The organism is Citrobacter sp. TBCS-14 (genome assembly GCF_005280805.1).
Lineage (GTDB): Bacteria > Pseudomonadota > Gammaproteobacteria > Enterobacterales > Enterobacteriaceae > Citrobacter > Citrobacter gillenii.
Map to the genome: position 1 here is coordinate 225,806 of NZ_SZWM01001345.1, position 19,181 is coordinate 244,986.

Consider the following 19,181-nt stretch of genomic DNA (forward strand, 5'->3'; position numbering starts at 1 on the left):
GGCAGTCTATGAATAGCTCAACCAATGCAGCAAAACGCTGGTGGTACATCATGCCAATCGTGTTCATCACGTACAGCCTGGCATATCTCGACCGCGCGAACTTCAGCTTCGCCTCCGCCGCAGGCATTAACGAGGATCTTGGCATTACCAAAGGGATCTCTTCCCTGCTGGGTGCCCTGTTTTTCCTCGGCTATTTCTTTTTCCAGATCCCAGGCGCAATTTACGCCGAGCGCCGCAGCGTACGAAAACTCATTTTTATCTGCCTGATCCTGTGGGGCGGGTGCGCCTCGCTGACCGGAATGGTCAGTAACATCCCCATGCTTGCCGCCATCCGCTTTATTCTTGGCGTCGTAGAAGCCGCCGTCATGCCCGCGATGCTGATTTATATCAGCAACTGGTTTACCAAATCCGAGCGTTCACGCGCCAACACCTTCCTGATCCTCGGTAACCCGGTCACCGTGCTGTGGATGTCCGTCGTTTCGGGTTATTTGATTCAGGCGCTCGGCTGGCGTGAAATGTTCATCATCGAAGGCTTTCCGGCCGTCATTTGGGCGTTCTGCTGGTGGGTGTTGGTCAAAGACAAACCTTCCCAGGTGGGCTGGCTGACGGAGTCCGAAAAAAGCGCGCTGCAGGCACAGCTGGAACAAGAGCAGCAGGGAATTAAAGCCGTGCGTAACTATGGTGAGGCTTTCCGCTCACGCAATGTGATCCTGCTGTGTATGCAGTATTTTACCTGGAGTATCGGCGTTTACGGTTTTGTGTTGTGGCTGCCGTCAATTATCCGCAGCGGCGGCGCGAATCTCGGCATGGTGGAAGTGGGCTGGCTTTCATCGGTCCCGTATCTGGCCGCCACCGTCGCGATGATTTTGGCCTCATGGGCTTCCGACAAACTGCAAAACCGTAAGCTGTTTGTCTGGCCGCTGTTACTGATCGCCGCGTGTGCCTTTATCGGCTCCTGGGCCGTTGGCGCTGACCACTTCTGGATGTCTTACACCCTGCTGGTGATAGCCGGTGCGGCGATGTACGCCCCGTATGGTCCCTTCTTCGCCATCATTCCTGAAATGCTGCCGCGTAACGTCGCCGGGGGCGCCATGGCGCTGATTAACAGTATGGGCGCGCTGGGGTCATTCTTTGGCTCCTGGTTTGTTGGCTACCTCAATGGCACCACCGGCAGCCCGTCCGCCTCGTACATTTTTATGGGGGTGGCGCTTTTTGTCTCAGTGTGGCTAACTCTGATTGTTAAGCCTGCTAATAATACCCGCATTCCGGTTGGCGCACGCCACGCTTAAATTTTAACTTACGGAGATTCGCATGAAGCCGTCCATTATTCTCTACAAAGCGTTACCTGACGATTTACTGCAGCGCCTGGAAGCACATTTTTCGGTGACTCAAGTCCCTAACCTGCGCCCGGAAACGGTCGCACAGCACGCGCAGGCCTTCGCCAGTGCGGAAGGTCTGCTGGGCTCCAGCGAAACCGTCAATAGCGCCCTGCTGGAGAACATGCCCAGGCTGCGCGCAACCTCAACAATCTCCGTAGGCTATGATAATTTCGACGTCGAGGCGCTTAACGCCCGTAATGTCTTACTGATGCACACCCCAACCGTACTGACCGAAACCGTGGCGGATACGATAATGGCACTGGTGTTAAGCACGGCTCGCCGCGTAGTCGAGGTGGCTGAACGCGTGAAAGTAGGTGAATGGACCAAGAGCATCGGGCCGGATTGGTTCGGCACCGATGTACATCACAAAACGTTGGGGATTGTCGGTATGGGCCGCATCGGCCTCGCACTGGCACAACGCGCCCATTTCGGCTTTGGCATGCCCATTCTCTACAATGCACGCCGCCAGCATAAGGAAGCGGAAGAGCGCTTCAACGCGCGCTACTGCAATCTGGATACGCTGTTGCAGGAATCGGATTTTGTCTGTCTGATCCTGCCGCTAACGGATGAGACTCACCATCTGTTTGGCGCCGCGCAGTTCGCCAAAATGAAGTCCTCCGCCATTTTCATCAACGCTGGACGTGGCCCGGTCGTGGACGAAACCGCACTGATTGCCGCCCTGCAAAGCGGGGAGATTCATGCCGCCGGTCTGGATGTGTTTGAGCAGGAACCGCTGCCAGTAGACTCTCCGCTGCTGTCGTTACCAAACGTGGTGGCGCTACCGCATATTGGTTCAGCAACCCATGAAACCCGCTACAACATGGCGGCCTGTGCGGTAGATAACTTAATTGATGCACTGCAAGGGAACGTCGAGAAGAACTGTGTGAATCCGCAGGTAGCAGGATAAAAAAATGCCGGGTGGCGCTACTGCGTACCCGGCATTCTGTATATCGCTATTCCCTGAATTACTGGGCTGCGTTCACCGCAGCAGTCCAGGCTTGATTAAATGCCTGATGCTGGGCTGCCAGCGGGCCAATCAGCGTGTTGTACTGGCTTGCCTGTTGTGAGGTCGGGAACTGGATACCGTTCGCCACAAAGCTCACCTGCGTATCCTGCTGCGCGATAAAATCACCCACCTGTACCAGTTGCTGCGTAAAGATTTGCGCGGCAGGAATCAGCGGCTGTAGCGCCTCTGACGGAGCAGTCACGACTTTGCTGTAGACCTGATCAAAGACGGGTTTCAGATCCTCGCTTTGCTTCAGCGCACCACGTGCGGCATCGGCCTGCAGCTTCGCATTCTGCAGCTGTTGCCCTAACACGCCCAGCGCACCATTTGCCTGACGCAGCGGTTCACGCTGGGTCACGTAATCCTGAGGAACACGGATGGCATTTACGCTATCCACAACCGGGCGCAGACCGGAGTCCATCGCCTGATTCACCTGCTGTGAATAACCATAAAGAATCGCGTAATCGGAGACAAACGGGCCAAACTGTTTTTTCTGATCGGCGGTCAGCGTCGGTAAACGCTCTCCGCTACGCATTGCAGTATTCTGCAGGAAATCGACAAACGCTTTGCGTTGATCGCCTTCTTTATCAAAACACCCACTCAGGCCAACTACCATTAAGAGCGCCAAAACAGGCGCAAACCAGCGAGAGCAGGACTTACCTGTCGCCATTTTAATACTCCTTCACCCAAAAATGCGCACAACGACACCCGCGTGCCTGACGATGACAAGGATAGTCCAGGTCAGCCCCGCAAGATACCCTTTCCGCGTAATCTTGTCGGGGAAAATACCCGTTTCGGTGGCCCTGCGTTTTGCTGAACAATGCGCCATCAGCCGAATGGCGTAAAAATTTTGTCATCTTTACAAATGAGTTTGGCCGAGAGGAGATCCCGACCGTTATCAGATCGTTAGCAAACTACAGGTCGGCCACCGCGATCCGCTGAAACGCGCCCACCGCGCGCGCGCCACGCCCGCCGTCTTTTTTTGCGACTATTCTTAATGAGCTTCGATGAAATTCACGATCCCGCTGTGTGATTTTAGGAGTCCTCAATGGAATATAAAGATCCTATGCTTGAACTGCTTAGCAGTCTGGAACAGATTGTTTTTAAAGATGTATCGCAGACCGTCACCTTGACGCAAAAAGCCAACCCGTTTACCGAATTTGAACAGCTACGACGAGGGACGGGTTTAAAAACAGATGATTTTGCCCGAGTAATGGGCGTTACGGTTGCGATGGTTCATGAGTGGGAGTCTAAACGCGTAAAGCCTTCCAGTACCGAATTGAAATTGATGCGCCTGATTCAGGCCGACCCGAGATTAAGTAAGCAGTTGATGGATTGATGTTTTTTCTGGTTTTTCTTCAGAACGGTCCTGTAAATGGACCGTTCTACTACCAACCCCAGCAACAAAAAAGAAAATAGTAGTTGCATCCTCCGGCGTAAAATGAGTTAATGCACTCAACGGTTTGACGTACAGACCATTACAGCAGTTTAGTAAGGCAAGTCCCTTCAAGAGTTATCATTGATACCCTTCGTAGTGAGCATTTTCCTTTACTGTTAAAAAATCTGTAAAGCACGCCATATCGCCGAAAGGCACACTTATTTTTTAAAAGGTAATACACTATGTCCGGTAAAATGACTGGTATCGTAAAATGGTTCAACGCTGATAAAGGCTTCGGTTTCATCACTCCTGACGATGGCTCAAAAGACGTGTTCGTACACTTCTCTGCTATCCAGAACGAAGGCTACAAATCTCTGGACGAAGGTCAGAAAGTTTCCTTCACCATCGAAAGCGGCGCTAAAGGCCCGGCAGCTGGCAACGTAACCAGCCTGTAAGCTTAAAAAGCTCAAAATTCTAGATCCCTGCCAAACGGCGGGGATTTTTTTTATCTGTCTCTCGCAATAAATTTCCCCAGCTTTCTTCTTTGCATTACTTTACCCACCGCACCTTTGACCTTTCCCTAAGGGTAAGCTTTATAGTACGTCGGCATGTATTCCACAATTTTCACAAGGAATTGAAGCTATGTCGAAAACCTCACTGTTGCTGTTATTAGGTTTACTCACCACAAGTAGCGTATTCGCTGCTACCCCGGAATCAACCTTTCTGGCGCAACATGGGCTAAGCGGGAAATCCGTTGAGCAAATTGTCGACGCCATTGACCAGTCGCCTCAGAGTCGACCACTGCCCTATTCTGCTTCCATCACCAGCACCGAACTAAAACTCTCTTCCGGTGAACAGGTTTATACGCTACCGCTTGGTGACAAGTTCTATCTCTCCTTTGCCCCGTACGAATGGCAAACTCACCCCTGCTTTAACCACAGCCTTTCTGGCTGCAAGGGAGAAATGCCCGAGAAGACCTTTGATGTCAAAGTGACGGATAGCAAGGGAGACGTGGTGGTGCAGAAAGCAATGACCAGCTACCGCAATGGTTTTATCGGCGTATGGCTACCACGCAATATGGAAGGCACAATTGAAGTGAGCTACAACGGCAAAAAAGCGTCTCACGCCATCAAAACGATGAATGACAGCCAGACCTGTCTGACCGAATTGCAGCTGCGCTAACAGCATAAAAAAATGCCGGATAAGCAATTGCATATCCGGCATTTTTTACATCAAAACAGACGGTTACTGCAGCAGCGAAATATCCGCCACGCGCAGGAACAGCTCACGCAGTTTTTCGAGCATGGTGAGACGGTTGATACGTAAATCCTTATCTTCCACCATAACCATTACTTTCTCGAAGAACGCATCAACCGGTTCGCGCAGTTCGGCCAGTTCAACCAGCGCTTCCTGATAGCGACCCTCAGCAAACGCAGGCTCCAGCTTGTCACGCAGTACTACAACCTTCATCGCCAGCGTAATTTCTTCCGGCTCTTTCAGCGTTGCTGCATTCACACGGTCGTTCAGCGGCTCTGTCGTTTTCGCGAGGATGTTAGAAACACGTTTGTTAGCCGCAGCCAGCGCAGACGCGGCTTCCAGCGTACGGAAGTGCGAAACCGCCTTCATACGTGCGTCGAAATCAGCCGGACGCGTCGGACGACGCGCCAGCACCGCCTGAATGGTATCAACGGTGTAGCCTTCGTCCTGATACCAGGCACGGAAGCGGCCCAGCATAAAGTCGATGACATCATCCACTACGTTCGCGTTGGACAGCTTGTCACCGTACAGACGTACCGCTTCTTCGGTCAGCGTTTGCAGATCAAGGTTCAGGTTCTTCTCAACGATGATACGCAGCACGCCCAGCGCAGCACGACGCAGTGCAAACGGGTCTTTGTCACCTTTTGGATGCTGACCAATACCGAAAATACCCGCCAGGGTGTCCATTTTATCGGCAATGGCTACCGCACAGGCCACCGGGTTAGACGGCAGGTCATCACCGGCAAAGCGTGGCTGATATTGCTCGTTCAGCGCTACCGCTACATCTTCCGCTTCACCATCATGACGTGCGTAGTGCATGCCCATCACGCCCTGGGTGTCGGTGAACTCGAAGACCATATTGGTCATCAGGTCACACTTGGACAGCAGGCCCGCGCGGGTGGCATGGTTGACGTCAGCGCCAATCTGTTCGGCAATCCAGCCCGCCAGCGCCTGAATACGATCGGTCTTGTCGCGCAGGGTACCCAGTTGCTGTTGGAACAGCACGGTTTGCAGACGCGGCAGATGATCTTCCAGACGTTTTTTGCGGTCAGTATTGAAGAAGAATTCGGCATCCGCCAGACGCGGACGAACCACTTTCTCGTTACCGGAAATAATCTGCATCGGATCTTTCGATTCGATGTTAGCGACGAAGATAAAGTTCGGCAGCAGTTTGCCGTCGTTCGCGTACACAGGGAAGTACTTCTGGTCACCTTTCATGGTGTGAACCAGCGCTTCAGACGGTACCGCGAGGAATTTTTCTTCGAACTTCGCCGTCAGCACCACCGGCCATTCAACCAGAGACGCGACTTCTTCCAGCAGGCTTTCGCTCAGGTCAGCGTTACCGCCAATCTTACGCGCCGCCTCTTCGGCATCGGCCTTGATTTTTGCCTTACGCTCGGCGTAATCGGCAATGACTTTGCCGCGCTGGCGCAGGATTTCAGGATACTGGTCGGCATTGTCGATGGTGAATTCAGGCTCACCCATAAAGCGGTGGCCGCGGATCACGCGATCGGACTGAATACCCAGAATCGTTGCCGGGATGACTTTGTCGCCCAGCAGCAGCGTGACGGTATGAACCGGGCGCACGAAATGGACGTCAGACGCGCCCCAGCGCATCAGTTTCGGGATCGGCAGCTTAGCCAGTGACGTGGCAATCATGTTTGGCAGCAGCGTTTCTGCGCTTTCGCCTTTCACATGCGCACGATACAGCAGCCATTCACCTTTGTCGGTGGTCAGTCGTTCAGCCTGATCAACGGTGATACCGCAACCGCGCGCCCAACCTTCTGCCGCTTTGCTCGGTTTACCTTCCGCGTCAAACGCCTGGGCAATCGCCGGGCCGCGCTTTTCTACTTCACGGTCAGGTTGCGATTCAGCAAGGGCAGCCACTTTCAGCGCCAGACGACGCGGCGCAGCAAACCACTCTACGTTGCCGTGTGCGAGGCCAGCATTGTCCAGCTCCGCAGTGAAGTTCGCAGCGAAGGACTCAGCCAGGCTGCGCAGTGCTTTTGGTGGCAGCTCTTCAGTGCCAATTTCCACCAGAAAAGTTTTCTCAGACATGGCCGCCTCTTATTTGTCTTTGTTGCACATCGGGAAGCCAAGGGCTTCACGGGAAGCATAGTAAGCTTCTGCCACTGCTTTGGTCAGGGTGCGAATGCGCAGAATATAACGCTGACGCTCGGTGACGGAGATGGCTTTACGCGCATCCAGCAGGTTGAAGCTATGGGCGGCTTTCAGAATACGTTCGTAAGCAGGCAGCGGCAGTGGGTTTTCCAGCGCCAGCAGCTGCTGGGCTTCTTTCTCATACTGCTCGAAGCAGGTGAACAGGAAGTCCACGTCAGCGTATTCAAAGTTGTAAGTCGACTGCTCGACTTCGTTCTGATGGAACACATCGCCGTAAGTGGTTTTACCCAGCGGGCCGTCGCTCCAGACCAGGTCGTAAACGCTGTCTACGCCCTGAATGTACATCGCCAGACGTTCCAGACCGTAAGTGATTTCTCCGGTCACAGGCTTACATTCCAGACCACCAACCTGCTGGAAGTAGGTGAACTGCGTCACTTCCATGCCGTTCAGCCACACTTCCCAACCCAGACCCCAGGCACCCAGCGTTGGGTTTTCCCAGTTATCTTCCACGAAACGGATGTCGTGAATGGTTGGATCCATACCCAGCTCTTTCAGCGAACCAAGGTACAGCTCCTGAATGTTGTCCGGGGACGGCTTAATGACGACCTGGAACTGATAGTAATGCTGTAAGCGGTTCGGGTTTTCGCCATAGCGACCGTCGGTCGGACGACGAGAAGGCTGCACATAAGCAGTCGCCATCGGCTCCGGCCCCAGCGCGCGCAGGCAGGTCATTGGGTGAGAAGTACCCGCGCCGACTTCCATGTCCAATGGTTGAACAATGGTGCAGCCCTGGCGAGCCCAGTAATCCTGTAAGGTCAGGATCAAGCCCTGGAAGGTCCTGGTATCAAACTTTTGCATATTATTTCGTGCTGGATACGTGTGGATTTAAAGGAAGCGATCAGTATACCCGCTGGCTGCAAGATATACAGTACGAAACGGGAAAAAGGAGGAACTTAGCGCATGGAAAGGTGCAAAAACTGCCCGTCTGCGTCAAATGAGCAGACAAAACTCTCTTTACGGAAGGTAGAACCACGCATCTCATAGCTGCCCTGGAACTGTTCGAAGCCGGTTACGTCTATTTTCTGCGTCCCGGTGTTATAACGTTCAGCCGCTTCATTTTTGCATAATGCTTCCATATCCAGCGAACGTGAAGAGCTCACTTTGGCCTTTTGCGCTTTCTGAGTCGGTGCCGGCGGCTGTGGGTCCGCGCATCCTGCCAGCAGGAGGGCAGCCATCGCGGGAAAGAAATACTTCATCATCATTTTATTACCCTCTGATTTGCGGGTCAGTCTTATTATTATTACTGTCTGGAAACGGATCCTATTTTGAGAATCTCATCGGACCATCACAAGCTTTAGCGTAAAAACTCAGATTATTCCAGTGAGATACATCCGCGAAATGCCAGTCAGACTTTTTTTAATGGAAACAGAGGAACTGATGCAGCCCAAAATTTTCTGGATTGATAACCTGCGCGGGATTGCCTGTTTAATGGTGGTTATGATCCATACCACCACCTGGTACATCACCAATGCGCACAGCGTCAGCCCGTTAGCCTGGGATCTTGCCAATGTGCTCAATTCAGCTTCACGCGTCAGCGTACCGCTGTTTTTCATGATTTCAGGCTTTCTTTTCTTTGGCGAGCGCAGCGCCCAGCCGCGACATTTTCTCCGTATTGCGCTCTGCGTTCTGTTTTATAGCGCCGTCGCACTGGCCTACATCTCACTGTTCACCTCGATTAACGCCGAGCTGTCTTTGAAAAATCTGCTGCAAAAACCGGTGTTCTATCACCTGTGGTTTTTCTTCGCCATCGCCGTCATCTACCTGGTCTCACCGCTGATTCAAGTGAAAAGTATTAGCGGAAAAATGCTGCTGGCGCTGATGGTGGTGCTTGGCATCGTTGCTAATCCCAACACCGTCTCGCTAAAAATGGGGGGCGTTGAGTGGCTGCCCATCAACCTGTACATCAGCGGCGACACGGTCTATTACATCCTGTACGGCTTGCTGGGCAGGGCGATTGGCATGATGAATACACAAAAACGCGCACTCACCTGGGTCAGTGCGGCACTGTGCGTCACCGCCGTCTTTGTTATCTCTCGCGGAACCTTATACGAGCTCCGCTGGCGAGGGAATTTTGCCGACACCTGGTATCTCTACTGCGGCCCAGCCGTATTTATTTGCGCAGTCTCGCTGCTGACGCTGGTCAAAAACACCCTTAGCGCACGCACTGTCCCCGTACTGTGCCTGATTTCCCGCCACTCACTGGGTATCTATGGCTTCCACGCGCTGATCATTCATGCGCTGCGCACTAACAGTATCGAGCTCAAGAACTGGCCGCCGCTGGATATGCTGTGGATTTTCAGCGCCACGCTGGCGGGCAGCCTGCTACTTTCGGTTCTGCTGCAACGCATCGATACACGCCGACTGGTGAGTTAACACTCACCCGTCGTTACTCTTTTAGCGGGCGCATCAGCATAATTTGCCCCGCTAAACACACGAAGAATGCCATTGGATAGGCGCCCATTTCGATGAGTGACAAGGGAGCGTTCAGCATCCCCAGCAGCAGCAACCCTACTGTTATCAATGCCACCATCTGGCACACACGCGTAAAGTGTTCGTCATTCTGATTACTATTTTCAGCACGCTGGTAAGCGTACGTCACAAACATCCCTGTCATCAGGACACCCAGAAAGTATCCTTTCCCGTTCAATAAGGGACAGGCGCGCCATAAACCAATAACGTAAATGAGTGCACCCGAAAGGAATAATAGCCATGCCATAAACCTCGTAGTCTTCATTGGGATCTCCTTATCCATCACGGATACAATATGAATAACCCACTAAAGACAACACAGAAAAATAGCACTAAGTTATATTTTCAGAATAAATCCATGCACGTAACTTATTAATTTAAAAAACACATAGATTATAAAAATCCCCTCCATTTAGCAGAGGGGAAATATGATCATGACATCAGCGGCAGCAATTGCTGATAGAGACGACGGAAGGTTTCGCGACGCTGCAAATAAAGCGCATGGCGATCTGCGTCAGGATAATGCGCCTGTTCCAGCGCCAGTTGAGGCAATAGGTCAGATAATGGCTTATCGGAATTCATCGCAATTTGTGCCAAACGTGCCGCCCCCAACGCAGGACCAACGTCACCGCCGGTACGGTAATCCAGCTGCAACCCGCTGATATCAGACAGCATCTGGCGCCAGTACTCGCTGCGAGCCCCCCCGCCAATGAGCGTAATGCTGGCCGGTTTAACACCACAGGCATGCACCACATCCATACCATCTGCCAGCGCGAATCCCACGCCTTCCAGCACTGCTTTCGCCAGTTCTGCCGGCCCATGCTGATGCGTCAGACCAAAAAAGACGCCTTTCGCCTGCGGATTATTATGCGGCGTACGTTCACCCGACAGGTACGGCAAAAACCAGACGGGTTCAGCCTGCTCATCCACCTGTTGTGCCGCAGTTATTAGCGCAGGAACGCTGCTCAGCCCGGTTAATTTTGCCGCCCAGTCCAGGCAGGATGCCGCACTGAGCATAACGGACATCAGATGCCATCTTTCAGGTAAAGCATGACAAAAACTGTGTACCGCACTTTCTGGTTTACTGAGGAATCCGTCGCTTACCGCAAAGTAAACACCGGATGTACCCAGCGAAAGCATCGCCTGACCGGCATTCATCATACCGACGCCAACCGCGCCTGCCGCGTTATCTCCGCCACCCGCAATCACCGGGATCTCGGACATGCCCCAGGCTTGCGCGACCGCAGGCAACAACGTGCCGGTAATCTCGCTGCCTTCAAACAACGCAGGCATATTCGCACGGGTCAGGTGACAGGCTGCCAGCATGACGTCGCTCCAGTCGCGCTTCGCAACGTCCAGCCACATCGTACCGGCGGCATCAGACATATCGCTGGCGAATTCCCCGGTCATACGCAAACGCAGGTAATCTTTCGGCAGCAGGACTTTATCAACCTGGCGGAAAATATCCGGTTCATGGCGCTGAACCCACAGCAATTTGGGTGCCGTAAAACCCGGCATCATCAGATTGCCGGTAATGCCGCGAGACTCTGGAACCTGGTTTTCCAGTATCTCGCACTCTTGTGCGCAGCGTCCGTCATTCCACAGGATCGCCGGGCGCAATACCTTCTGCTGCTCATCAAGTAGCGTCGCACCGTGCATTTGACCGGCAATCCCCAGCGCCTTCACCTCACTGAGTGAATGTTGCTGAGCCAGTGCTTTGACGGCGCGATCCGTTGCCAGCCACCACTGTTCAGGATCCTGCTCCGACCATAGCGGATGAGGACGCGAAACCGTGAGTTTCTGCGTCTGCGAGGCCACAACATCACCCTGCTCATTCAGCAGTATGGCCTTTACGCCTGATGTGCCCAGATCTATCCCGATATACATAGGGTATCGTTCCTTAAAGAAATGCCCGGCAGCGCAAAGCTATCCGGGCTGACGAACGTTCTTAACGATCCGTTATTTGTCGAACAAATAATGGTTTACCAGATTTTCCAGCTGTTCCTGATGACCGCTCTGATGCACCGGCGCCAGATTATGTTGTTCAGCGTACTGCGCAATTTCGGTCAGCGTCATCTGGCCCTTCAGAATTTGCTGGCCCAGCTCACCATTCCAACCGGCATAACGTTTTGCAACGCGCTGATCCAGGCCGCCATCTTCAATCATGCGAGCTGCGATTTTCAGCGACAGTGCCATGGTGTCCATCGCCCCAATATGACCATAGAACAGATCGTATTTATCGGTGCTCTGGCGACGCACTTTGGCATCAAAGTTCAGGCCACCCGTGGTGAAACCACCCGCTTTCAGGATTTCGTACATCACCAGCGCATTCTCTTCCACGCTGTTCGGGAACTGGTCGGTATCCCAGCCCAGCTGCGCATCTCCGCGGTTGGCATCGACAGAGCCAAACAGGCCCAGCGCGATTGCGGTGGCAATTTCGTGGTGGAACGAGTGGCCAGCCAGCGTGGCGTGGTTGGCTTCGATATTCAGTTTGATCTCTTTTTCCAGGCCAAACTGTTTCAGGAAGCCGTAAACGGTCGCCGCATCGTAGTCGTACTGATGTTTGGTCGGCTCCTGCGGCTTCGGTTCGATAAGCAAAGTCCCCTGAAAACCGGTTTTGTGTTTGTGCTCAACCACCAGTTGCATGAAACGGCCAATCTGCTCGCGTTCCTGACGCAGATCGGTATTAAGCAGGGTTTCATAGCCTTCACGACCGCCCCACAGAACATAGTTCTCGCCGCCTAATTTATGCGTAGCATCCATGGCAGTCACCACCTGGGTGGCCGCCCAACTGAACACTTCCGGGTCCGGGTTGGTAGCCGCGCCTGCGCCGTAACGTGGGTTAGTAAAGCAGTTTGCCGTCCCCCACAGCAGCTTCACGCCGCTTTGTTCCTGTTTAGCGCCCAGCACATCAACCATCTGCGCGAAGTTGTTTTTGTACTCTTTCAGCGAAGCACCTTCAGGCGAGACATCTACATCATGGAAGCAGTAGTAAGGCACGTTCAGCTTGTGGAAAAACTCAAACGCCACATCCGCTTTGCGTTTCGCCAGCGCCAGCGCTTCACCGGGTTGCTGCCATGGGCGGTCAAAGGCCCCCATGCCGAACATGTCTGCACCATTCCAGCAGAAAGTGTGCCAATAGCAGGCGGCAAAACGCAGGTGATCTTCCATACGCTTGCCTAACACTGTCTCATCAGGATTGTAATGGCGAAATGCGAGCGGGTTAGTGGATTTTGTCCCTTCAAAACGAACACGGTCGAGTTGGTCAAAATAAGCCTGCATAATAAGCTCCATAATCAGGTAATACGGCAAGTAAACTGCGATATCGCCATACTGGAATTTCCTGATTTATTGCTCAATTACGTTATTTCACACCGCTATTAAGAGAATACCCAAATGTGCGCTGGCTCCCAAAAAAACGCGCTAAATAAAGAAATAAAAAGACGATCGGGATCGAAACCTGATGAATAAACTAAAAACCATAATCCGCGGATAAGATATGACAATTGCCTTCCCGCTTAGGGTATGTGAGTTTTGCGTAGCGCTACGCAAATCAAAAATTTGTCACACATAATCAGGCAGCATTATCCACGGTTTTGGTAGTATCGACAGGCCCATATTCACCCTTTCCAGGACAGGCTCTTATGTTTGATAAACGTCACCGTATCACTCTTTTATTTAATGCCAATAAAGCCTACGACCGCCAGGTGGTTGAGGGCGTGGGTGAATATTTGCAAGCGTCGCAATCTGAATGGGATATATTCATCGAGGAAGATTTTCGCGCGCGTATTGATAATATTAAAGACTGGTTAGGCGACGGTGTTATTGCCGATTATGACGACGATGACATTGCGCAATTACTTGCCGATGTCGATGTCCCCATCGTTGGCGTCGGGGGTTCTTACCATCTTGCTGAACATTATCCACCGGTCCACTACATTGCCACCGATAACCACGCATTGGTTGAAAGCGCCTTTCTGCATTTGAAAGAAAAAGGGGTGAACCGCTTTGCATTTTACGGTCTACCACCTTCCAGCGGCAAACGCTGGGCCGAGGAGCGTGAATATGCCTTTTGCCAACTGGTAGCGAAAGAAAAGTACCGTGGCGTGGTCTATCAGGGCCTGGAAACTGCACCAGAAAACTGGCAACACGCACAAAACAGGTTAGCCGACTGGCTGCAAACTCTGCCGCCGCAAACCGGGATTATCGCCGTCACCGACGCGCGTGCACGGCACGTTTTGCAGGCCTGTGAACATCTGCATATTCCGGTACCGGAGAAACTGTGCGTCATTGGCATTGATAACGAAGAACTGACCCGCTACCTGTCGCGCGTGGCGTTATCATCCGTTGCTCAGGGTGCTCGTCAGATGGGCTATCAGGCCGCAAAACTCCTGCACCGCGTGCTGGCGAACGAAGAGCCGACGCTACAACGCATTCTGGTCCCTCCGGTACGCGTCGTGGAACGTCGTTCAACCGACTACCGTTCACTTACCGATCCGGCCGTTATTCAGGCGATGCACTTCATCCGCAACCATGCCTGTAAGGGCATCAAGGTCGAACAGGTACTGGATTCGGTGGGGATTTCACGGTCGAATCTGGAGAAGCGTTTTAAAGAGGAGGTCGGGGAAACCATTCATGCGGTGATCCATGCCGAAAAGCTGGAGAAAGCGCGCAGCCTGCTGATTTCCACCACGCTTTCCATCAACGAGATTTCACAAATGTGCGGCTACCCGTCTCTGCAGTATTTCTATTCGGTGTTCAAGAAAGAGTACGACACGACGCCAAAAGAATACCGCGATGTGAACAGCGAAGTGCTGATGTGATGTGTTGCCGGATGGCGACTGCGCTTTATCCGGCCGACGAGTCATCTTGTTGGCCGGATAAACGTAGCGCCATCAGGCGCAGGAATTACATATGCGCTGCAATTAAGCGCTGGTTATCCTGGTACATCGCGAACAGATAGTTGTTGTAGCTCTTCCCTTGGGTGGAATACCCCTTCAGCTTATGAATCATCGCCGTGGCGGTGACTTCCTGATCGGTTTTACGCAGCTGAGCGCGTGACTTACGGAAAGAAGAGTATGCCGGATGCGTATTCAGATTAATGACGTAAGCCGTCACTGACTCTTTCACCGAGTCAAACTGAGAGTAGCCTTTCACCTTACCCGGCGCATTGGTGCAACGACCTTTGACACATTTCATGCCAAACAGATTATTGTTGCTACGTGCCAGCTTCGACGTACCCCAGCCGCTTTCTGCCGCAGCCATGGTTGCCACCATACTGGTAGGGATAATATCCACGCGCTCAAGCAGCGTGTTCCACGGAATTTTACGCGTGTTGCCAGACCAGCTCACCTTGTAGCGTTTGGCGATATCTTTCATGCGCGCACGCTCGCTCGGCGACCAGCGATTCTGGTACTGTTTTGAAATCAGCCAGTTACGTTCAGCAGTAATGGCCGCATTTTGACTAGTAATGTAAGGCATAACCGTCCGGAGAAACGCTTTTTTCCTTGGTGTTCCGGAAGGGTATTTTCGCAAATCAGGAAGTGAACTACTCTTTGCACTATTGCGAGAATACTCTTGTTTACTGCTTACCTGTGTATTACTTGTCTTGGTTGCCTGGGGCTTCTGACTCGTTGTTGCCGTGTGTGTCTTTGCCAGCACCTCACCGGAAAATGCAATGGTGAGTAACATTAGAATCATGGCCCCATATCGTCGAATGGGAGTCAATATCATTAGGTCTCCTGGTCGGATTTATACATTCCAACACCTTATATTTTTCATAAAAATGAGAGATGAATCTCAAATCATAGCAAAAATAGCCGTCAAGAGCACCCAAAGGAATAGTCCAATTCCGAAACTATGTCACGCGCTAACGGTTAAGATTGGTATTAATTCGAAGAAAATGCGGGTGTTATCGCAAAATAATGCCGTTTTTTGCGCACGATCGCTCACCCTCACGTCTCATCCTGGCGGAATCCACCCAAAGGATGAGTCTCCGACCGTAATTCGCTGGCAAACTGGCTAAAATCGCAGCATTCAGGACAGCGTTATGAAACTTGCCGCCTTTGCGCTGGCGCTTATGCCAGGCATCACCATCGCCTCGTCATGGACTTCTCAAGGGTTCCCCACCTTCGAAGTGGAGGGTACGGGTAAGTTTGTCAGCCATGCAACGTTGACGAAGGGTACCCGTCCTTTAATACTAAATTTTGACCAACAGTGCTGGCAGCCTGCCGAAACCATTAAACTCAACCAGATGCTGTCGCTAAAACCTTGCACAGGCGAGCCACCACAGTGGCGTTTATTCAAAGACGGTAGTTACACGCTGGAAGTGGATACCCGCTCCGGAACGCCAACGTTGATGCTGTCACTAGCATCCGCCGTTGAGCCGGTGAGCAACCTGATTCGCCAGTGTCCGAAATGGGATGGCTCACCGCTGACGCTGGATGTGAGTCAGACTTTCCCTGAAGGTGCCGTGGTGCGTGATTACTACAGCCAGCAGACGGCAATGGTTAAGCACGGTCAAATCACCCTCCAACCCGCAGCCAGTAGCAACGGGCTATTACTGCTTGAACGCGCAGAAACGGACGCCCCTGCCCCCTTCGACTGGCATAACGCCACAGTGTATTTCGTACTGACGGATCGCTTTCAAAACGGCGATCCGACCAATGACCACAGCTACGGTCGCCACAACGACGGCATGCAGGAGATTGGGACGTTTCACGGTGGCGATTTACGTGGCCTCACCAGCAAACTCGACTATCTGCAACAGTTAGGCGTTAACGCCCTGTGGATCAGCGCTCCGTTTGAGCAGATTCACGGCTGGGTAGGTGGTGGCACCAAAGGGGATTTCCCCCACTACGCCTATCACGGTTATTACACGCAAGACTGGACCACGCTTGATGCCAATATGGGCAACGAGGCCGATCTGCGTGCGCTGGTCGATGGCGCTCACCAGCGCGGTATCCGCATTCTGTTCGATGTGGTGATGAACCATGCCGGTTACGCGACGCTGGCCGATATGCAGGCTTATCAGTTTGGCGCGTTATATTTATCGGGCGATGAATTGAAACATACGCTCGGTGAACGCTGGACGGACTGGAAGCCCGCCGCCGGACAGAGCTGGCACAGCTTTAATGATTACATCAATTTCAGTGATAAAGCCGCCTGGGAAAAATGGTGGGGGAAAAATTGGATCCGTACCGACATCGGCGACTACGACAGCCCCGGTTTTGACGACCTGACGATGTCGCTGGCCTTCCTGCCCGATCTGAAAACCGAGTCCAACACGCCTTCCGGGTTACCGGTGTTTTACAATAACAAACCGGATACCCACGCCAAAGCCATTGCGGGCTACGCGCCACGAGATTATCTGACCCACTGGCTCAGCCAGTGGGTGCGCGACTACGGGATTGACGGGTTTCGGGTCGATACCGCCAAACACGTCGAACTTCCCGCCTGGCAGCAGTTGAAAACCCAGGCCAGCGCAGCACTGACCGAATGGAAGAAAGCTAACCCGGACAAAGCGCTGGATGATAAACCCTTCTGGATGACCGGCGAAGCCTGGGGTCACGGCGTTATGCGCAGTGAGTATTACCGCCACGGCTTTGATGCGATGATCAATTTTGATTATCAAGAGCAGGCGGCCAGCGCCGTCGACTGCCTGGCGAATATGGATCTCACCTGGCAGCAGATGGCGGATAAATTGCAGGATTTTAACGTTCTGAGCTATCTCTCATCGCACGACACGCGCCTGTTCCGCGAAGGTGGAGATAAAGCCGCCGAGCTGTTGCTACTGGCTCCGGGCGCGGTGCAGCTGTTTTACGGTGACGAATCCGCGCGTCCTTTCGGCCCGACCGGCTCAGACCCTTTACAAGGCACGCGATCCGATATGAACTGGCAGGACGTCAGCGGTAAATCGGCCGCCAGCGTCGCACACTGGCAGAAAATCAGCCAGTTCAGGGCCAGACATGCCGCCATCGGCGCTGGTAAACAAACCACGCTGACGTTGAAACAAGGATACGGATTTTCCCGCGAGCACGGTGACGACAAAGTGATGGTCATTTGGGCAGGTCAGCCCTAATCCCCCCTGGCTTCTCGTACCCGGTGGGGCGAGAAGCGTTATGCAAAATAAAACACCACCCTGTTACAAATGTGTAGCACAAAACGTCAATTTAGTCTCACAGGCCTGATTTGCACCCCGCCATAGGTAGCGCTATGGTTAGCCACTTTATTACTCAGCTCGACAGACCACCTGCTATGACATTCTCACTTTTTGGCGACAAATTTACCCGCCATTCAGGCATCACCCGCCTGATGGAGGACCTCAACGACGGTTTACGTACGCCCGGCGCGATCATGCTTGGCGGCGGTAACCCGGCGCAAATCCCACAGATGCAGGAGTACTTCCAGTCTCTGCTAGCCGAGATGCTGGAAAACGGCAAAGTCACTGATGCGCTTTGTAATTATGACGGTCCACAAGGGAAAACCGAGCTACTGGCCGAACTGGCCACGCTGCTGCGCGAGAAGCTGGGCTGGGATATCGAACCACAAAATATTGCACTGACAAATGGCAGTCAGAGCGCGTTTTTCTACTTATTCAATCTTTTCGCCGGACGTCGCGCCGACGGGACCACCCGAAAAGTCCTGTTCCCACTGGCACCGGAATACATTGGCTATGCCGATTCCGGGTTGGAAGAGGAGCTCTTCGTCTCTGCGCGCCCGAATATCGAGCTGCTGCCGGAAGGTCAGTTTAAGTATCACGTTGACTTTGAACACCTGCACATTGGCGAAGAGACCGGCATGATTTGCGTGTCGCGCCCCACCAACCCGACAGGTAATGTGATTACTGACGAAGAGTTATTGAAGCTGGACCGTCTCGCCAATCAGCACGGTATTCCGCTGGTCATTGATAATGCCTATGGCGTCCCGTTCCCCGGCATTATCTTTAGCGAAGCCCGCCCGCTGTGGAACCCCAACATTGTACTGTGCATGAGCCTTTCCAAGCTCGGGCTGCCAGGTTCGCGCTGCGGTATTATTATCGCCAATGAAAAAATCATCACCGCGATCACCAACATGAACGGCATCATCAGCCTTGCCCCTGGCGGTATGGGTCCGGCTATCATGTGCGAGATGATTAAACGCAACGATCTCCTGCGCCTGTCGGAGACCGTGATCAAGCCGTTTTATTATCAGCGCGTTCAGGAGACCGTGGCGATCATTCGCCGTTACTTATCCGAAGAGCGCTGCCTTATCCATAAACCAGAAGGGGCGATTTTCCTGTGGCTGTGGTTCAAGGACTTGCCTATCACCACCGAGCTGCTGTATCAGCGCCTGAAAGCACGCGGCGTGTTGATGGTTCCCGGTGATTACTTCTTCCCGGGGCTGGACAAGCCGTGGCCGCACACCCACCAGTGCATGCGGATGAACTACGTTCCGGAGCCGGAGAAAATCGAGGCTGGCGTGAAGATTCTGGCTGAAGAGATAGAACGCGCCTGGCGTGAAGGCTGATGGC

17 protein-coding genes are annotated in these 19,181 nt (G+C 52.9%); 9 read left to right on the forward strand and 8 right to left on the reverse strand.

All coding sequences use genetic code 11. The features are described 5' to 3' along the window. The first annotated feature begins 8 nt into the window (after nucleotides 1-8). Together FDX22_RS28825 and ghrB are read left to right on the forward strand one after the other, a co-directional pair. Entirely contained in the window at nucleotides 9-1,289 is a 1,281-nt protein-coding gene (locus tag FDX22_RS28825; RefSeq protein ID WP_137399633.1) for an MFS transporter, read from the forward strand. Between the two features lie 22 nt (nucleotides 1,290-1,311). Continuing rightward, a complete protein-coding gene (ghrB, locus tag FDX22_RS28830) occupies nucleotides 1,312-2,286 on the forward strand; it encodes a glyoxylate/hydroxypyruvate reductase GhrB (RefSeq protein WP_096759147.1) in 975 nt (324 codons plus the stop codon). 58 nt (nucleotides 2,287-2,344) lie between these two features. Here ghrB and FDX22_RS28835 read toward each other — a convergent pair whose 3' ends face one another. Then, the gene (locus FDX22_RS28835) at nucleotides 2,345-3,055 is read right to left on the reverse strand and encodes a DUF3053 domain-containing protein (RefSeq protein WP_096759146.1); all 711 of its coding nucleotides are present in this window, start codon (nucleotides 3,053-3,055) and stop codon (nucleotides 2,345-2,347) included. A gap of 378 nt (nucleotides 3,056-3,433) precedes the next feature. Here FDX22_RS28835 and FDX22_RS28840 point away from each other — a divergent pair, with 378 nt between their 5' ends. The 3 genes from FDX22_RS28840 (at nucleotide 3,434) to cueP (ending at nucleotide 4,945) form a co-directional block, all read left to right on the forward strand. Beyond that, entirely contained in the window at nucleotides 3,434-3,724 is a 291-nt protein-coding gene (locus tag FDX22_RS28840; protein ID WP_115257202.1) for an HTH-type transcriptional regulator, read from the forward strand. Between the two features lie 281 nt (nucleotides 3,725-4,005). Continuing rightward, complete coding sequence (cspA, locus tag FDX22_RS28845) at nucleotides 4,006-4,218, forward strand: RNA chaperone/antiterminator CspA (RefSeq protein WP_004126446.1); 213 nt, start codon at nucleotides 4,006-4,008, stop codon at nucleotides 4,216-4,218. Between the two features lie 187 nt (nucleotides 4,219-4,405). Next, on the forward strand, nucleotides 4,406-4,945 hold the full coding sequence (gene cueP / locus FDX22_RS28850) for a copper-binding periplasmic metallochaperone CueP (protein WP_096759144.1): 540 nt from the start codon (nucleotides 4,406-4,408) through the stop codon (nucleotides 4,943-4,945). Nucleotides 4,946-5,008: 63 nt separating this feature from the next. Here cueP and glyS read toward each other — a convergent pair whose 3' ends face one another. The 3 genes from glyS to FDX22_RS28865 all read right to left on the reverse strand — a co-directional run bounded on the left by glyS (nucleotide 5,009) and on the right by FDX22_RS28865 (nucleotide 8,403). After that, nucleotides 5,009-7,078, reverse strand: a complete 2,070-nt coding sequence (gene glyS / locus FDX22_RS28855) for a glycine--tRNA ligase subunit beta (protein WP_115257201.1) — start codon at nucleotides 7,076-7,078, stop codon at nucleotides 5,009-5,011. A 9-nt stretch (nucleotides 7,079-7,087) separates the two neighbouring features. Then, entirely contained in the window at nucleotides 7,088-7,999 is a 912-nt protein-coding gene (gene glyQ, locus FDX22_RS28860; protein WP_001168551.1) for a glycine--tRNA ligase subunit alpha, read from the reverse strand. A gap of 95 nt (nucleotides 8,000-8,094) precedes the next feature. Continuing rightward, complete coding sequence (locus FDX22_RS28865; RefSeq protein ID WP_115257200.1) at nucleotides 8,095-8,403, reverse strand: YsaB family lipoprotein; 309 nt, start codon at nucleotides 8,401-8,403, stop codon at nucleotides 8,095-8,097. A 175-nt stretch (nucleotides 8,404-8,578) separates the two neighbouring features. On the opposite strand from FDX22_RS28865, the gene FDX22_RS28870 reads away from it, so the two are divergent. Continuing rightward, a complete protein-coding gene (locus FDX22_RS28870) occupies nucleotides 8,579-9,574 on the forward strand; it encodes an acyltransferase (protein WP_146718149.1) in 996 nt (331 codons plus the stop codon). Between the two features lie 13 nt (nucleotides 9,575-9,587). Here the strand turns inward: FDX22_RS28870 and yiaB are convergent, their stop codons facing one another. The 3 genes from yiaB to xylA all read right to left on the reverse strand — a co-directional run bounded on the left by yiaB (nucleotide 9,588) and on the right by xylA (nucleotide 12,952). Beyond that, nucleotides 9,588-9,935: an inner membrane protein YiaB gene (yiaB, locus tag FDX22_RS28875; protein ID WP_115257199.1), complete on the reverse strand. Its 348-nt coding sequence runs from the start codon at nucleotides 9,933-9,935 to the stop codon at nucleotides 9,588-9,590. 167 nt (nucleotides 9,936-10,102) lie between these two features. Beyond that, on the reverse strand, nucleotides 10,103-11,557 hold the full coding sequence (gene xylB / locus FDX22_RS28880; RefSeq protein WP_146718150.1) for a xylulokinase: 1,455 nt from the start codon (nucleotides 11,555-11,557) through the stop codon (nucleotides 10,103-10,105). A gap of 72 nt (nucleotides 11,558-11,629) precedes the next feature. Next, nucleotides 11,630-12,952 (reverse strand): xylose isomerase, encoded by a 1,323-nt coding sequence (gene xylA / locus FDX22_RS28885; RefSeq protein WP_146718151.1) that lies wholly within the window; start codon nucleotides 12,950-12,952, stop codon nucleotides 11,630-11,632. Between the two features lie 362 nt (nucleotides 12,953-13,314). Between xylA and xylR the strand changes: the two genes are divergently transcribed. Further along, nucleotides 13,315-14,493, forward strand: a complete 1,179-nt coding sequence (xylR, locus tag FDX22_RS28890; RefSeq protein WP_115257197.1) for a D-xylose utilization transcriptional activator XylR — start codon at nucleotides 13,315-13,317, stop codon at nucleotides 14,491-14,493. Between the two features lie 85 nt (nucleotides 14,494-14,578). Here xylR and FDX22_RS28895 read toward each other — a convergent pair whose 3' ends face one another. Beyond that, entirely contained in the window at nucleotides 14,579-15,403 is an 825-nt protein-coding gene (locus FDX22_RS28895; RefSeq protein ID WP_096759137.1) for a protein bax, read from the reverse strand. A 316-nt stretch (nucleotides 15,404-15,719) separates the two neighbouring features. Between FDX22_RS28895 and malS the strand changes: the two genes are divergently transcribed. Both malS and avtA read left to right on the forward strand, forming a co-directional pair. Then, complete coding sequence (gene malS / locus FDX22_RS28900; RefSeq protein ID WP_146718152.1) at nucleotides 15,720-17,750, forward strand: alpha-amylase; 2,031 nt, start codon at nucleotides 15,720-15,722, stop codon at nucleotides 17,748-17,750. A gap of 176 nt (nucleotides 17,751-17,926) precedes the next feature. Then, entirely contained in the window at nucleotides 17,927-19,177 is a 1,251-nt protein-coding gene (gene avtA / locus FDX22_RS28905; protein ID WP_096759134.1) for a valine--pyruvate transaminase, read from the forward strand. The last annotated feature ends 4 nt before the right edge of the window (nucleotides 19,178-19,181 follow it).

Excerpts from the sequence above, each read along its gene's own strand:
- FDX22_RS28825 (WP_137399633.1), top strand. The coding sequence starts at position 9 with ATGAATAGCTCAACCAATGCAGCAAAACGCTGGTGGTACATCATGCCA.
- ghrB (WP_096759147.1), top strand. The coding sequence starts at position 1,312 with ATGAAGCCGTCCATTATTCTCTACAAAGCGTTACCTGACGATTTACTG.
- FDX22_RS28835 (WP_096759146.1), bottom strand. The coding sequence starts at position 3,055 with ATGGCGACAGGTAAGTCCTGCTCTCGCTGGTTTGCGCCTGTTTTGGCG.
- FDX22_RS28840 (WP_115257202.1), top strand. The coding sequence starts at position 3,434 with ATGGAATATAAAGATCCTATGCTTGAACTGCTTAGCAGTCTGGAACAG.
- cspA (WP_004126446.1), top strand. The coding sequence starts at position 4,006 with ATGTCCGGTAAAATGACTGGTATCGTAAAATGGTTCAACGCTGATAAA.
- cueP (WP_096759144.1), top strand. The coding sequence starts at position 4,406 with ATGTCGAAAACCTCACTGTTGCTGTTATTAGGTTTACTCACCACAAGT.
- glyS (WP_115257201.1), bottom strand. The coding sequence starts at position 7,078 with ATGTCTGAGAAAACTTTTCTGGTGGAAATTGGCACTGAAGAGCTGCCA.
- glyQ (WP_001168551.1), bottom strand. The coding sequence starts at position 7,999 with ATGCAAAAGTTTGATACCAGGACCTTCCAGGGCTTGATCCTGACCTTA.
- FDX22_RS28865 (WP_115257200.1), bottom strand. The coding sequence starts at position 8,403 with ATGATGATGAAGTATTTCTTTCCCGCGATGGCTGCCCTCCTGCTGGCA.
- FDX22_RS28870 (WP_146718149.1), top strand. The coding sequence starts at position 8,579 with ATGCAGCCCAAAATTTTCTGGATTGATAACCTGCGCGGGATTGCCTGT.
- yiaB (WP_115257199.1), bottom strand. The coding sequence starts at position 9,935 with ATGAAGACTACGAGGTTTATGGCATGGCTATTATTCCTTTCGGGTGCA.
- xylB (WP_146718150.1), bottom strand. The coding sequence starts at position 11,557 with ATGTATATCGGGATAGATCTGGGCACATCAGGCGTAAAGGCCATACTG.
- xylA (WP_146718151.1), bottom strand. The coding sequence starts at position 12,952 with ATGCAGGCTTATTTTGACCAACTCGACCGTGTTCGTTTTGAAGGGACA.
- xylR (WP_115257197.1), top strand. The coding sequence starts at position 13,315 with ATGTTTGATAAACGTCACCGTATCACTCTTTTATTTAATGCCAATAAA.
- FDX22_RS28895 (WP_096759137.1), bottom strand. The coding sequence starts at position 15,403 with ATGATATTGACTCCCATTCGACGATATGGGGCCATGATTCTAATGTTA.
- malS (WP_146718152.1), top strand. The coding sequence starts at position 15,720 with ATGAAACTTGCCGCCTTTGCGCTGGCGCTTATGCCAGGCATCACCATC.
- avtA (WP_096759134.1), top strand. The coding sequence starts at position 17,927 with ATGACATTCTCACTTTTTGGCGACAAATTTACCCGCCATTCAGGCATC.